This window comes from Mycobacterium szulgai (assembly GCF_002116635.1).
GTDB lineage: Bacteria > Actinomycetota > Actinomycetes > Mycobacteriales > Mycobacteriaceae > Mycobacterium > Mycobacterium szulgai.
The window spans coordinates 1-14,355 of sequence record NZ_LQPW01000144.1 but is presented as its reverse complement, the minus strand read 5'-3'; the positions used below and the strand labels follow the sequence as shown (position 1 = coordinate 14,355).

9 protein-coding genes are annotated in these 14,355 nt (G+C 71.4%); 5 read left to right on the top strand and 4 right to left on the bottom strand.

Annotated elements, in window-relative coordinates; translation table 11 throughout:
• Positions 1 to 44: 44 nt before the first annotated feature.
• Genes AWC27_RS20660 through AWC27_RS20650 form a run of 3 tightly spaced genes read left to right on the top strand, consistent with a single transcriptional unit; the run spans position 45 to position 2,548 of the window.
• Positions 45 to 815, top strand: coding sequence for an SDR family NAD(P)-dependent oxidoreductase (locus AWC27_RS20660; protein ID WP_085672196.1), 771 nt, complete (start codon positions 45 to 47; stop codon positions 813 to 815).
• On the top strand, positions 815 to 1,558 hold the full coding sequence (locus AWC27_RS20655; protein WP_085672195.1) for an SDR family NAD(P)-dependent oxidoreductase: 744 nt from the start codon (positions 815 to 817) through the stop codon (positions 1,556 to 1,558). Before AWC27_RS20660 ends, AWC27_RS20655 begins: the two co-directional genes overlap by 1 nt.
• 60 nt (positions 1,559 to 1,618) lie before the next feature.
• The gene (locus AWC27_RS20650; protein WP_085672249.1) at positions 1,619 to 2,548 is read left to right on the top strand and encodes a TIGR03564 family F420-dependent LLM class oxidoreductase; all 930 of its coding nucleotides are present in this window, start codon (positions 1,619 to 1,621) and stop codon (positions 2,546 to 2,548) included.
• A 20-nt stretch (positions 2,549 to 2,568) separates the two neighbouring features.
• Here the strand turns inward: AWC27_RS20650 and AWC27_RS20645 are convergent, their stop codons facing one another.
• Together AWC27_RS20645 and AWC27_RS20640 are read right to left on the bottom strand one after the other, a co-directional pair.
• On the bottom strand, positions 2,569 to 3,195 hold the full coding sequence (locus AWC27_RS20645; RefSeq protein ID WP_085672194.1) for a TetR/AcrR family transcriptional regulator: 627 nt from the start codon (positions 3,193 to 3,195) through the stop codon (positions 2,569 to 2,571).
• Positions 3,196 to 3,249: 54 nt separating this feature from the next.
• Positions 3,250 to 4,425: a glycoside hydrolase family 3 N-terminal domain-containing protein gene (locus tag AWC27_RS20640; RefSeq protein ID WP_085672193.1), complete on the bottom strand. Its 1,176-nt coding sequence runs from the start codon at positions 4,423 to 4,425 to the stop codon at positions 3,250 to 3,252.
• Positions 4,426 to 4,506: 81 nt separating this feature from the next.
• Here AWC27_RS20640 and AWC27_RS20635 point away from each other — a divergent pair, with 81 nt between their 5' ends.
• Together AWC27_RS20635 and AWC27_RS20630 are read left to right on the top strand one after the other, a co-directional pair.
• Complete coding sequence (locus AWC27_RS20635; RefSeq protein ID WP_023369784.1) at positions 4,507 to 4,680, top strand: DUF2613 domain-containing protein; 174 nt, start codon at positions 4,507 to 4,509, stop codon at positions 4,678 to 4,680.
• 9 nt (positions 4,681 to 4,689) lie between these two features.
• The gene (locus tag AWC27_RS20630) at positions 4,690 to 8,823 is read left to right on the top strand and encodes a DUF3367 domain-containing protein (RefSeq protein WP_085672248.1); all 4,134 of its coding nucleotides are present in this window, start codon (positions 4,690 to 4,692) and stop codon (positions 8,821 to 8,823) included.
• Between the two features lie 3 nt (positions 8,824 to 8,826).
• On the opposite strand, the gene AWC27_RS20625 is transcribed toward AWC27_RS20630, so the two are convergent.
• Positions 8,827 to 13,770 carry a PE family protein gene (locus tag AWC27_RS20625; protein WP_085672192.1) on the bottom strand — a complete coding sequence of 1,648 codons (4,944 nt, stop codon included), beginning with the start codon at positions 13,768 to 13,770 and terminating at the stop codon, positions 8,827 to 8,829.
• 382 nt (positions 13,771 to 14,152) lie between these two features.
• The coding region (locus AWC27_RS32860) for a hypothetical protein (RefSeq protein WP_211281677.1) at positions 14,153 to 14,355 on the bottom strand (203 nt) is incomplete at its 5' end.

Sequence of the window (14,355 nt, the reverse complement as noted above, 5' to 3'; positions counted from 1 at the left end):
GCGCATCGCTGTACGACCGTACATACATACGAGAGGGGCCTGAGGTGACCGATCGGTTCTCCCTCGACGGGCGGGTAGCCATCGTCACCGGCGGGGGTACCGGAATTGGGCGTGGTGCAGCTTTGGTGCTGGCCGAGCATGGCGCCGACGTGGTCGTCGCCGCGCGCCGTCGCGACCCCCTTGAATCGACTGCTAAAGAGATAGCCGCGCTGGGCAGGCGAGCCCTAGCCGTGCCGACCGACGTAACCAGCCCTGCGAGGTGCGAGTCCTTGGTCGAGGCGGCCTTGGCGGAATTCGGGCGCGTCGACATCTTGGTCAACAACGCCGGTGGAGCCGAAACCAAACCGATCCTCAAATGGCCTGATGACGACTTTGATCACGTAATCGCCCTGAATTTCGGTGCCGTCTGGCATCTTTCGCGCGCGGCGGCCAAACCTATGCTGCGGCAAGGAAAAGGAGCCATGGTCAATATCTCCTCGGGCGCGAGTCTTCTCGCGATGCCTCAAGCCGCGCCCTACGGTGCGGCGAAGGCGGCTGTCAACAACCTCACCGGATCTATGGCCGCGGCATGGACACGCAAGGGGATCCGGGTCAATGCGATCGCGGTCGGCGCTGTCCGCGCGGCAACGCTGACCGACGACGCGGCGCGCTACGGATTGGACCTCGACGCGATCGCAGCTACCAACGGAGCCGGGCGGCTCGGCGAGCCGGACGAAATCGGTTATGGAGTGCTATTTTTCGCGTCGGATGCGTCCAGCTTCTGCTCAGGGCAGACCCTATACATGCACGGCGGCCCTGGACCGGCCGGCATCTGATGAGCAGAGTAGCTGTAGTCACCGGAGGCGCCTCAGGGCTGGGGCGGTCGATCTGTGAACATCTGTTGAGCGCCAAACTACGAGTCGCGGTGCTAGACCGCGACACTGAGGCGACCGAACGAGTCGCTGCCGACCTTCGGACACAAGCCGGACCTGCGTTGGCCGTAGCGGCGGATGTGTCAGATCAAGTCGCCGTTGACGCAGCATTCGACAAGATCCGAAGCAAGCTCGGCCCTGTTGAAATAGTGGTCACCAGTGCCGGGATTTCCGGGTTTACGCCATTCGAGGACATCACACTCGACGAATGGAACCGTTACATCGCGGTGAACCTCACCGGCACATTCTTGTGCATACGAGCGGCAATTCCGGACATGGTCGGCCGGGGTTGGGGCCGCATCGTCACAATCTCCTCCGCGGCTGGCCAAGTGGGTGCGCTGCGCCAAGGGCACTATTCGGCGTCCAAGGGCGGCGTCATCGCGCTGACCAAGACACTGGCCCTCGAATACGCTTCTCGTGGCATCACCGCGAATTCGATCCCGCCATTCACTGCTGACACGCCAATGCTGCGCGCCGCACAGCGCGCCAAGCAGGTTCCGGATGCCGCGACGATGGCACGCATAGTTCCCGCGGGCCGCGTCGGTACCGGCGATGACATCGCGGCAATCTGCGCCTTCTTGTGCTCTGACAGTGCGAGCTACATCACCGGCCAAGTCATCGGCGTCAACGGCGGAGCAGTTTTATGACACGGACAACCGAATCATGTTGGTCCCCATAGTGCAGACCTGGCTAGCCCCGGTGGCATGATGCGCATCGGGCTTACGGCGACTGGGGCATCGACGAACAAGATAGTCGCCCAGGCACAGCAAGCGGAAGCGGACGGTTTTCATTCGCTGTGGTACGCCAGCACCCTCGCCGGCGACCCGCTCGTCGCGATGGCTCTCGCCGGACGGGCCACCTCGCGAATCGAGTTAGGAACCGCGGTACTGCAGACATATCCGTGCCATCCCTTGCTTCAAGCAAACCGCATATCAGCGACCGCCGACGCGATGGGCAGGGCGGGCTTGACGCTCGGTATCGGCCCCTCCCACGAGACGCTCATCCGCGATGTCTATGGCATGTCCTACGACCGCCCCGGCCGTAGCACCGAGGAGTACCTGGGGATCATCACGCAGCTATTGCGGGGAGAGGAAGTTAATTTCGACGGCTACCACTGGACCACGCACAGCGCGCAGCGGTTTACGCCGCTCGCCTACCCGGTACCAGTCTTGCTCTCGGCTTTATCGCCCCGGCTGCTGCGAGTTGCCGGCCAGGTCGCTGACGGCACGATCTTGTGGATGGCCACGGCCAAAGCGATCGAATCGCACGTGGCACCAAGGATTAACTCAGCAGCATCGGCCGCCGAGCGGCCCACGCCACGGATCGTAGCCGGGCTGCCGGTTGCCGTGCACGACGACATAGGCCAGGCGCGCGCAGCGGTCGAAGCGACCGCTGCGACCTATGGCCGGATGCCCAACTATCGCCGCATACTTCACGTCGGCGGCCTCAACAATGTGGCCGAGGCCGCCATCGTCGGTGATGAGGCATCGGTTCGAAAACAACTGCAGGCACTGGTCGACGCTGGAGCCACAGACGTCTGGGCTGCAGTCTTCCCAGTGGGTCGCGACAGACTGGAGCGCAGTGAGTCCCGCCGGCGGACCACCGCACTGCTGAGGGAACTCGCCGCCGCGAGCTAGACATCCAACGGTTGCCGCGGTTAACCGGTGGCGGCGCCCCGGCCGGCGTCGCGATCCGCCGGCGCGCCCTTGAGACCGAGCCAGAATAGATCGATCATCAACTCGGCCGCCTCGTCGACACCGGTGTCGCCGGCGCTGACCCGGGTGGCCACGGCTTCACCCGCCCCCACCAAAGCGACTGCCATCATTTCGATTTCGGCGTCCGAGCGGGGGCTGCGGGTGCCGGCTCGCACCAGCCCGGCCACCAGGTCGATGATCTGCTCACGGCCCTCGCGCACGGTTTGGGCGAACGCCTGCGAGCTGGTGGCCTGGGTGTACATCACGATCCACGACGCCCGGTTCTCGTCGATATAGCGCAGGAACGACACAATTGTGTTGCGCAACAAATCTTTTGGACTCTGATTGAAGTCGATGTCGGCGCGCACCCCGTCGATGAACCGGCTCATCTCGCGGTTCAGGCAGGCACCGAACAGCTCCTCCTTGGAGCCGTAATAGAGGTAGAGCATTGGCTTGGATATCTGTGCCTCGGCGGCGATCGCGTCCATCGAAGTCTCGTGGTAGCCGTTGACCGAGAACATCTGCACGGCGGCGTCGAGCATCTGCTGCTCGCGGACGGCTCGGGGTAGCCGCTTGGTACCACCTGCCATGTGTCGTGCGCCTCTCTAGCCCGTCTATCTGACTCTAGAGTAAGCGCCCGCCCGCTAGCGCCCGCAGCTTCGGCCGGGACCCTTCATGGTCGCCACCCGGACCACCGATTGGTCGATCGCCGGCGCTTGCAGTTCGCCGGCGTTCAGCGCTTGCTCCAGCCGGTCCAGCACCGCGGGCACCTCTTTGGTGGTGACCCACAGCGCGATATCGGTGCCCGCCTGCAAGGTGCGCAACACCGCCTCGGTCACGCCGAACCGGTCGGAGATCGCGGCCATGCTGGACACGTCGTCGCTGAATACCGGGCCGTCGAAAGGCGGGGCCCCGTAACCGGTTCCGGTGCGCAGCAGTTGCACGGCGGCCGGACTCAGGCTGGCCGGATCGGAGCCGGTCAATCCCGGGACCTGCAGATGACCGATCATCACTGCGACCGGGGTCTGGGTCACCAGCGTGCGGTAGGGCACCAGATCGTTGGCCACCAGATCACCCAGTGGCGGCGTGCTGACCCCGCCGGTGTGCGAATCACCCGAACCGTGCCCGTGACCGGGGAAATGCTTAAGCACCGGCAGCAAACCGGCGTCGCGCAAACCCTGCGCGTACGCCCCGGCGTAGGCGGTAACCTTCGCCGGGTCCGAGCTGAACGATCGGTCGCCGATGACGGTGTCGTCCGGGGCGTCGCTGACGTCGACCACCGGGGCGAAGTCGACGGTGATGCCCAGTTTGCGCATCGCCTCGCCGCGCTGGCGGGCCAGGCCGCGAACCTGGTCGACGGTTTGGGTCTGCCCCAATACCCGGGCCGACGGCGAGGTTCCGATGATCGACTTCAGCCGCGATACCCGCCCCCCTTCTTCGTCGACGCTGACGGCCAGCGGCAGCGGGCCGGCGGTGTTGATGATGTCGGTCAGCGCGCCGTTGTTGAACATCGACAGGTCGGTCCAGCCACCGATCATGATGCCGCCGACGTGGTAAGTGCTGACCACGGCCTTGGCGTCGGCGCCGTCCTGCACGCCCACCATCAGCAGTTGGGCCAGCTTGTCGCGGGTCGACAAGGCAGCGGGAACGGCCGTCGGCTCGGCACAGACGGGCGGCACCGCAGCGGCCATGGGCGTGGGGCTGCTGGACGACGGAGTGGTAGTCGAGGAAGGCGGTGCGGACTTGGTGCCGCTGTGTCCGCAGCCCGCCACCAGTGCCGATACCGTGGCGAGCACAGCCACGGTGCGCGGGAAAGACATCCGGCCATGCTGTCACGGCGGTATTGCGCCGCTGGGCTTGGGTCGCGCGAGCCGGGGAGGCTCTTCTGCTAGGTTGGCGCTATGAACCGGATCGTCGCGCCCGCGGCTGCGAGCGTGGTGGTTGGTCTCCTATTGGGTGCGGCCGCGATCTTCGGGATCACCCTGATGGTGCAGCAAGACACCAAGCCGCCATTGCCCGGCGGCGATCCGTCGTCCTCAGTGCTCAACCGGGTCGAGTACGGCAACCGCAGCTAACAATCGATGGTGGCGCCGCTTTCGCGCCGGTGGCTGGTGCTCGTTGCCGCGATCGCGCTGGCGCTGACGTTCGCTCAAGCTCCCGGCCAGGTCTCTCCGGACACCAAACTCGACCTCACCGCCAACCCGCTGCGCTTTCTGGCCCGGGCGACGAACCTGTGGAACAGCGAGTTGCCATTCGGCCAGGCGCAGAACCAGGCCTACGGCTATCTGTTTCCGCACGGGACCTTCTTCCTAATCGGCCATCTGCTTGGGGTACCGGGCTGGATCACCCAGCGGCTGTGGTGGGCGCTGCTGCTCACGGTCGGTTTCTGGGGGCTGCTGCGGGTCGCTGAGGTACTCGGGATCGGCAGCCCGGCGTCGCGCGTCCTGGGTGCGGCGGCGTACGCGCTGTCACCGCGGGTGCTGACCACGCTGGCGTCGATCTCGTCGGAAACGCTGCCGATGATGCTGGCGCCGTGGGTGCTGTTGCCCACCATCCTGGCGTTGCGGGGCACTCGATCGGTTCGGGTACTGGCCGCCCAGGCGGGGCTGGCGGTGGCGTTGATGGGGGCGGTCAACGCCATCGCAACCGCGGCGGCCTGTTTGCCGGCGGTTATCTGGTGGGCCTGTCACCGCCCGAACCGGCGGTGGTGGCGCTACACCGCATGGTTGCTGCCGGCGGTGACGCTGGCGGTGCTGTGGTGGGTGGTGGCGCTGGCCGAGCTGCGCGGCATCAGCCCGCCGTTCTTGGACTTCATCGAATCCTCGGGCGTGACCACGCAATGGTCCTCGCTGGTGGAGATGCTGCGTGGGATCGACAGCTGGACACCGTTCGTGGCGCCCAACGCCACCGCGGGTGCGCCGCTGGTGACCGGGTCGGTGGCGATCCTGGGCACCTGCCTGGTCGCCGCGGCCGGATTGGCCGGCCTGGCCAGCCGGGACATGCCGGCACGCGGCCGGCTGGTGACGATGCTGCTGGTCGGTGTGGTGTTACTGGCGGTCGGCTACAGCGGCGGGCTGGGTTCGCCACTCGCCCACCAGGTGCAGGCGTTCTTGGACGCCGCCGGCACGCCGCTGCGCAACGTGCACAAGCTGGGCCCGGTGGTGCGGATCCCGCTGGTACTGGGCTTCGCCGAACTGCTAGGCAAAGTGCGGTTCAGCCTCATCGCCCACCCAGAGCGCGACAAACGGGTCGCGGTCGGCATCGTCGCGCTGGTCGCGCTGATGGTCAGTACCTCGCTGGCCTGGACCGGCCGGCTCACCCCGCCCGGCACGTTCAGCGCGATGCCGGGGTATTGGCATGAGGCCGCCGACTGGCTCAGCGCACATCGCAACGGGCGCGTGCTGGTGGTTCCGGGTGCGCCGTTCGCCACCCAGATCTGGGGAAACAGCCACGACGAGCCGCTGCAGGTGCTCGGCGACAGCGCGTGGGGGGTACGCGACTCCATTCCGCTGACCCCACCGCAAACCATCCGGGCGCTCGATTCGGTCCAACGCCTGTTCGCTTCCGGGCGGCCGTCGGTCGGGCTGGCCGATACCCTTGCCCGCCAAGGTATTTCGTTCGTCGTGATGCGAAACGACCTGGATCCCGAGACGTCGCGCTCAGCCCGTCCGATCCTGGCGCACCGCACCCTCGCGGGATCGCCCGGCCTGGCGAAGGTGGCCGAGTTCGGCGCCCCGGTGGGGCCGGGGTCGGTGGCGGGGTTCGTGTCCGACAGCGGATTGCGACCCCGCTATCCGGCGGTGGAGATCTATCGCGTCGAGTTAGCCGGCCATCCCGGCTCACCGTACTTCGCCGACGCCGGCCAGATGCCCCGCGTCGACGGTGGTCCCGAAGTGCTGTTGCGGCTCGAGGAACGGCGGCGGCTGCTGGGTCAGCCGCCGCTGGGCCCGGCCCTGCTGACCGGCGACGCGCGTGCGGCCGGCTTGCCAACGCCGCTGGTGACCGTCACCGACACGCCGGTCGCCCGGGAAACCGACTACGGCCGGGTCGACCACCACTCGTCGGCGATCCGCGCGGCCGGGGACGCCCGGCACACCTACAACCGGGTGCCCGACTACCCGGTTCCGGGCGCCGAGCCGGTCATCGGCAGCTGGACCGGGGGCCGCATCACGGTGTCGAGCTCGTCGTCGGATTCCACCGCACTGCCCGACGTCGCTCCGGCGACCTCTGCGGCCGCGGCGATCGACAGCGACCCGGCGACCTCGTGGGTGTCCAACGCGCTGCAGTCCGCGGTCGGGCAGTGGCTGCAGGTGGATTTCGACCATCCGGTGACCAACGCCGTGCTCACCCTGACGCCCAGCGCCACGGCCGTCGGCGCACAGGTCCGCCGCATCGTGGTCGAGACGGTCAGCGGCAGCACCACGCTGCGGTTCGACGAGGCGGGCAAACCGCTGACCGTCGCACTCCCCTACGGCGAGACGCCGTGGGTGCGGGTCACCGCGGCCGCCACCGACGACGGATCGGCGGGTGTGCAGTTCGGCATCACCGACCTGAGCATCACCCAGTACGACGCGTCCGGATTCGCCCACCCGGTGCAGCTACACCACACTGTGCTGGTGCCCGGGCCGCCGCCGGGTGCGGCGATCGCGGGCTGGGACCTCGGCTCCGAACTGCTGGGCAGGCCGGGCTGCGCGTCGGGGCCCGACAGCATGCGCTGCGCGGCGTCGATGGCGCTGGCCCCCGAGGAGCCGGTCAACTTCAGCCGCACCCTGACCGTGCCGCAGCCGATGTCGGTGACCCCAATGGTGTGGGTGCGGCCGCGGCAGGGGCCGAAGTTAGCCGATTTGATCGCCGAGCCGAATACCACTCGCGCCTCTGGTGATTCGGATTCTGTCGAGGTGCTCGGTTCGGCGTATGCGGCCACCGACGGCGATCCGGCCACCTCGTGGACGGCCCCACAGCGCGTGGTGCAGCACAAGACGCCACCTACGCTGACGCTGACCCTGCCGCAGCCCACCGAGGTCACCGGTCTGCGGCTGGCGGCCAGCCGGTCGACGCTGCCGGCCCATCCAACGATGGTGGCCGTCAACCTGGGTGACGGGCCGCAGATCCGCGCGCTGCAACGCGGTTCCGAGCCACAAACATTGGCGTTGACGCCCCGGGTCACCGACACCGTGACGCTCAGCCTGCTCGACTGGGAAGACATCATCGACCGCAACGCGCTGGGCTTCGACCAGCTCAAGCCGCCGGGCCTGGCCGAAGTCGTGGTACTCGGACCGGGCGGTGCCGCGGTCGCGCCGGCCGACGCGGCGCGCAACCGCGGGCGTGCGGTGAGCGTCGACTGCGAGCACGGCCCGGTGATCGCCGTTGCGGGCCGGTTTGTGCATACCTCGGTCCACACCACAGTGGGCACGCTGCTGGACGGCGCGCCGGTTGCAGCCGTCGCGTGTGACCGCGATCCGATCGCGCTGCCGGCCGGCCAGCAGGAGTTGCTGATCAGCCCCGGTGCGCAGTTCGTCGTCGACGGCGCAGAGCTGACGGCTCCCGGCTTTTCCGAATTGCCCAGTGCGACAATGGATTCTGCTGTTGTCGGCGGATGGGGGCCGGACCGGCGCGAAGTGCGCGTGCCCGCGTCGGACCGGTCCCGGATACTGGTCGTGCCCGAAAGCATCAACCCGGGTTGGCAGGCCCGCACCAGCGCCGGGGTCCGGCTGCAGCCGGTCGCGGTCAATGGGTGGCAACAGGGGTGGGTGGTGCCCGCCGGGAGCGCGGGCACCATCACGCTGACGTTCCCCGCCAACTCGGTGTACCGGACGGGACTTGCGGTCGGGCTGGCGCTGCTGCCGCTGCTGTTGTTGCTGGCATTGTGGCGGCGCAGGGCTTCGTGTGACGACCCCGCGGCTGCCCCGTGGGCTCCCGGCGGCTGGGCCGCCCTCGGTGTGCTGGCGGCCGGGGCCCTGATCGCCGGTGCGGCCGGCGTGGTTGTCATGGGCGCTGCCCTCGGGCTGCGCTATGTGCTGCGCGACCGAGAGCGGTTGCGCGACAACGTCACCGTGGGGTTGAGTGCGGGCGGATTGATTCTGGCCGGGGCGGCGCTGTCTCGCCATCCGTGGCGGTCGGTGCACGGGTATGCCGGGCATGCCGCGATTGTTCAACTGCTTGCGCTGATTTCCGTTGCGGCCGTCGCGGTCTCGGTGATTCGGCTGCGCCGGAGCTAGGCGTCAGGCTGGTCCGCCCGTCCCACCGTTGCCAGCGGTGCCGCCGGGTCCGCCGTCGCCGGGCTCGATACCGACGGGACCGGTACCGGGAGTGCCGTTGCCGCCTCCGGTGCCGTTTCCGCCGACGTTGGTGGCAGACGTCCCGCCGTCACCGCCGCCGCCGCCATTGCCGCCTTTCCCGCCGGCGCCGCCGCTGCCGATGCCCGCACCCAGGCCGCCGTCACCGCCGGCCCCGCCCGGCGCCCCATCACCACCGTCGCCACCGGCGCCCACGCCAACACTCTTGCCGGTGAAGTTGCCGGCGCCGCCAGTGCCGCCGGCGCCGCCAGAGCCGCCCTGGCCGCCAGCTCCGCCGTTGCTGAAACCGCCGCCGGAGTCACCGCCGGCCCCGCCAACACCCGCGCTGCCGCCCTGACCGCCTTTGCCGCCGGTGTCGACCGCGGACGGCCCGCCTTCGCCGCCGAGTCCGCCGTTACCAGCGTTACCGCCGCTACCTCCGCTGCCGCTGCCACTGCCGCCCCTGCCGCCCGCGCCACCGGATCCGCCCGCGCCGCCACTGCCGCCGACGCCGCCGACACCGGCGGGGGTGATGTTTTCAGCGCCGTCACTGCCGTTACCGCCGTTGCCCGCGTCGCCGCCCTTGCCGCCATTGCCGCCGCCGGTTTCGCCGACGCCGGCGCCGCCCGCCCCACCGGCGCCGCCATTGCCGCCGGCCCCGCCAGCCGCGCCGTTTCTGCCGTCGAAGGCCTGGGCGGATGCGCCGGCGGCACCGCCATTGCCGCCGTGCCCACCCGCGGCGCCGTGTCCGCCGGTGCCATCGGCGCCGTTGGTATCTCCGACGCCGCCGACCCCAGCCGCGCCACCTGCCCCACCGGTGCCGCCGTTGCCGCCGGCCCCGCCGGCCGCGTCTTGCAGGGCTTTGCCGCCTTCGCCGCCGTTGCCCGAGGCGCCGCCGTTCCCGCCGTTGCCACCGCTTCCGGCGATTGCCCCATTCCCGCCGTTGCCGCCGGCCCCGCCAGCGCCACCCGATCCACCGTCGCCGCCAGCTCCACCGGCAGCATTGAATGGGTCCTCACCACCGCTGCCCCCATTGCCTGAGGCGCCACCGGTTCCGCCGTTACCACCATTGCCGCCGGCCCCGCGCGCACCGTCATGGCCTGAAGCCGCCAGGGCCACGCCGCCGGCTCCGCCGTTGCCGCCGGCCCCGCCAGCACCTCCAACTCCGCCGTCGCCGCCACCTTGGCCATTCACATCGGGGACGTCACCGTTGGCACCGCTGACGCCGTCGCCGCCGGTGCCGCCGTCGCCGCCCTTTCCGCCGCGCCCGCCGTTGCCGCCATTGCCGGCGTCGGTGCCACCGCGGCCACCGATCCCGCCGTTACCGCCAGCCCCGGCGGCGCCGCCGTCACCGCCGGACGCGCCCGGTTGGTTTCCGGGCGTTCCCGGGGTCCCGGCCGCGCCGTTGCCGCCGTTGCCGCCGTTGCCGCCGCTGGCGTTGCTGACCCCCATCAACCCCGAAGCACCCTGACTCGAGCCGGTACCGCCGGTGCCGGCGGCCCCGCCCAAGCCCGCGTTGCCGCCGTTGCCGCCAGTTCCGCCAGCGCCACTGTTGACTCCGGTTACTCCCGTTGCGCCGTTGCCACCGTCAGCTGGAGCGCCGCCGGCGCCGCCGTTGCCGCCGGCCCCGCCCGCGCCGCGCGTGCCGGTGTGACCGGTTGCCGCAAGCGCCGCCCCGCCGGCCCCGCCATTGCCGCCGGCGCCACCGCCACCGCCGTTGCCGCCGTCGCCGCCGGCTTGCCCGTCACCCCCGCCGGTGGTCGCGTTGGCGCCGGTAGCGCCGTTGCCCCCGGCTCCGCCGCGGCCGCCGTTGCCACCATTGCCGCCGGCACCGCCATCGCCGGCGTCGGTACCGCCGCGGCCGCCCGCGCCGCCATTACCACCGGCGCCGCCGTCTACGCCGTTACCGCCGGATGCGCCGGGCGTGGCCGGTGAGGTGCCGTTGGTGCCGAGCCCACCATTGCCGCCGTTGCCGCCGCTGCCGCCGTTGGCGGTACTTAGTCCCGACAGGCCTGAGAGTCCTGCAGTCGAGCCGGTACCACCGGCCCCGCCGGCGCCCCCCAAGCCCGCGTTGCCGCCGTTGCCGCCGGCGCCACCGGCGCCGGCGTTGACTCCGGCCGCGCCATTGGCGCCGTTGCCGCCGTCACCGGGAGTGCCGCCGGCACCGCCATCGCCGCCGGCCCCGCCGGTTCCGCGGCTCCCGGCATGACCCGTGGCCGACAGCGCCGCTCCGCTGGCCCCGCCGGCGCCTCCGGCTCCGCCCGTGCCGCCGGTGCCGCCATCACCGCCGGCCTGGCCGACGGCGCCGGCCGTTGTGGCGTTCGCGCCGGAGGCGCCAGTGCCCCCGGCTCCGCCGCGGCCGCCGTTGCCGCCGGCACCACCGTTGCCGCCATTGCCGCCGTCGGTGCCGCCGTGCCCGCCCGCGCCGCCATGACCGCCGGCTCCGCCGCTGCCGCCCACTTCTCCGGATGCCCCGGTTGTGGTCGGCGATGCGCCCACGCCGCCGTTCGCGCCGTTGCCCCCGTTGCCGCCGTTGCCGCCGTTGCCGCCGTTGGTCGCGGTGCCGCCGGCGCCGCCCAGTCCACCGTCACCGCCCTTTCCTGCGACGATCGACGCGCCGCCGTCGCCGCCGGCGCCACCGGAGCCGGCGTTGCCTCCGTTGGTTGCGTTGCCGCCTGCGCCGCCTTGACCACCGCCGCCGCCGGGGCCGCCAATGGCGGATGCGGTGCCGCCTTGGCCGCCCGAGCCGCCGCCTCCGGCAGCGCCGGAGGCGCTGGTCCCGCCGGCACCTCCGGTTCCGCCGGCCCCACCGGCGCCGGCGTTGCCGCCTTGCCCGCCGTTGCCGCCGGCGCCGGCGGTGCCGCTCCCGGTTGCGCTGCCACCCACGCCACCGGTCCCGCCGGTGCCTCCCATACTGCCGGTGCCACCGGCGCCACCCACACCGCCGGCGCCAGCATTGCCGCCGTCGATGGTGGCGCCGCCGGCGCCACCGGTGCCGCCCGCGCCCCCGTTGCCGGTGGCGCCCAAACCTACGTCAGTGCCGCCAGCGCCGCCCTGGCCGCCGGTGCCTCCGACGCCACCCTGAGCGCCTGAGCCGCCGGAGCCGCCTTGGCCGCCGCTGCCGGCGTCGCCGCCGGTCGAGTGGTAGAAACCATCGGCTGGGGCGCCGGAGCCGCCTTGGCCGCCGGTTCCGCCGTTGCCGCCCTGGCCCGCGCCGCCGGCCTTCCCGCCGGTTCCGCCGGAGCCGGCCAGACCACCGATACCCGCGTCACCGCCATTACCGCCATTACCGCCGCTGCCACCGTTGCCCGCGGGACCGCTGTTTAGGCCACCTCGATCCCAGGAGCCGTCGGTGCCCGCGCCGCCCGTGCCACCGCTGGCACCGTTGCCACCCGTGCCGCCGTTGCCGTTGATGCCGCCGTTGCCGCTATTGCCGCCCGCTCCGCCGGCTCCGCCGTTCCCGCCCGCGAATCCGGTTTCGCCGGTACCGTCCGCCGCGCCGGTGCCACCGGCGCCACCCGAGTCGCCATTGCCGCCGTTGCCGCCGTTCCCGCCGTTGCCGGCGCTTCCGGTGCTGCCGCCGGCGCCGCCGGTGCCCGCCAGGCCCCCGGCACCGGCATTGCCGCCGTGGCCGCCGTCGCCACCGGTGGCCCCTGCGCCGACGCCGGACTTTCCATCTGCCCCATTGCCGCCGTGGCCGCCGTTGCCGCCGAGTCCACCGCTGCCGTTGGTACCGCCTGTCCCGCTGCCGCCGCCAGCACCGCCAGCACCGCCGGCCCCGCCGGCAAAACCAGTGCCGCCGTCGCCGTTGGTCGCGACGGTTGTGTTGTTGTCGCCGGCTGCGCCATTACCGCCGGAGCCGCCTGAACCGCCGTTACCCCAAGCGCCGGCGGTGCCGCCGCCAGCGCCCGCGGCGCCGCCGCTGCCGGCGGCACCGCCGGCCCCACCGATCCCACCAGCACCGCCCGCGGTACCGGTGCCGGATGCGCCGTCACCGCCGTTCCCACCCAAGCCGCCATTGCCGCCCAGGCCGCCGTTGCCGCCGTGACCGAACAGCAGTCCGTTGGCCCCGCCCGCTCCGCCGGTGCCGCCCACGCCGCCGGCAGCGCCGCTGCTGCCGACCCCTCCGGTGCCGGCGGCCCCGGTCGCGCCGGCGCCACCGGCTCCACCATCACCGCCCAGCCCGCCGGCGCCGCCCTGGCCCGCCCACAAGCCGCCTTTGCCGCCGGCTCCGCCCACGCCGCCGGCTCCACCGACCAGGCCCGTCGCGCCCGCCGCGCCGACCCCGCCGTTGGCGCCCGCTCCTCCTGCGCCGTAGAGCAGTCCGCCATTACCGCCACTGCCCCCGGCCCCGCCAGCTCCGCCGTTCACGCCGGCACCTCCGGAACCACCGGCGCCACCGCTCCCGAAAAGTCCCGCCGACCCGCCAGCTCCGCCGGCCTGCCCCGGCGCGCCCGCGGCGCCGTTGCCGCCGTTGCCCCACAGCAACCCGCCGTCGCCGCCCCGTCCGCCCGGCGTGGACGCATTGGCGCCGTCGCCGATCAGCACGCGTCCCAGCAGCGCTTGAGACGGGGCGTTGATCGCGGCGAGCAGCTCCTGCTGAACGGTGTTGGCGGCCTCGGCCGAGACGTAGGAATGGGCGCTGGCGCTCAGGGCTTGCACGAATTGGTCCTGAAACGCTGCGGCCTGGGCATTGAGTGCCTGGAACTGCTGACCATGGGCGCTGAACAGCGCAGCGATCTGAGTGGACACCTCGTCGCCAGCCGCAGCCAGCAGTTGCGTAGTCGAGGCTGACGCAGTGCGGGCGGCCGAGTGGACGGCCGAGCGGATCCCGGCGATATCGGCGGCCGCGGTCACCACCAGCTCGGGCGAGACAAATACAAGCGACATCGATGACTCCCTCCGCAGGCCCTGCCGTGGGGGATGGGCCGGCCCGCACCGCCTGGCAGCATCCGTAGCCGCCGCTGGTGTCAACCGTGCCGATCGGGATATGCATAAAGGTTGGCCATTTGTTGAGCCGCTGGTCAGCGAACTGGGGGCGCCGGCACACCTCCTGGAGGGAGTGGCGCCAGCGGTCGAGCGCGGCTGCCGTTCCCGCGCCAACTACGCTGCCGCGGCCGGTGCTGCCGTCGCCTCCATTGGTTCCGTTGCCGCTGGCACCTCAATGTCGGTGCGATGTACAGGCATTACGGCGTCGAGCGCCGTTTGAATAAGCGTTGGTAAGCCGATGATTCTGCTGGTCACTCTGGCTCGCGCGCGGCAGGCGGGTTCATTAAGACAGGGAACTTCCGATAGCGCCGGTGGGGCCAACCAGGCCGTCTTGGCCGCCGGTGCCGGGGGGTAGCCCGCTGCCTCCGCCACCGGGGGCTCCGGCGCCTCCGCCGGCGCCGCCGGCGCCGCCGGCGCCGCCTTTGTGAGTGGGACCGCCCGTGCCGCCCGTCCCGCCATTTCCGCCGGACCCGCCGTCGCCGCCCC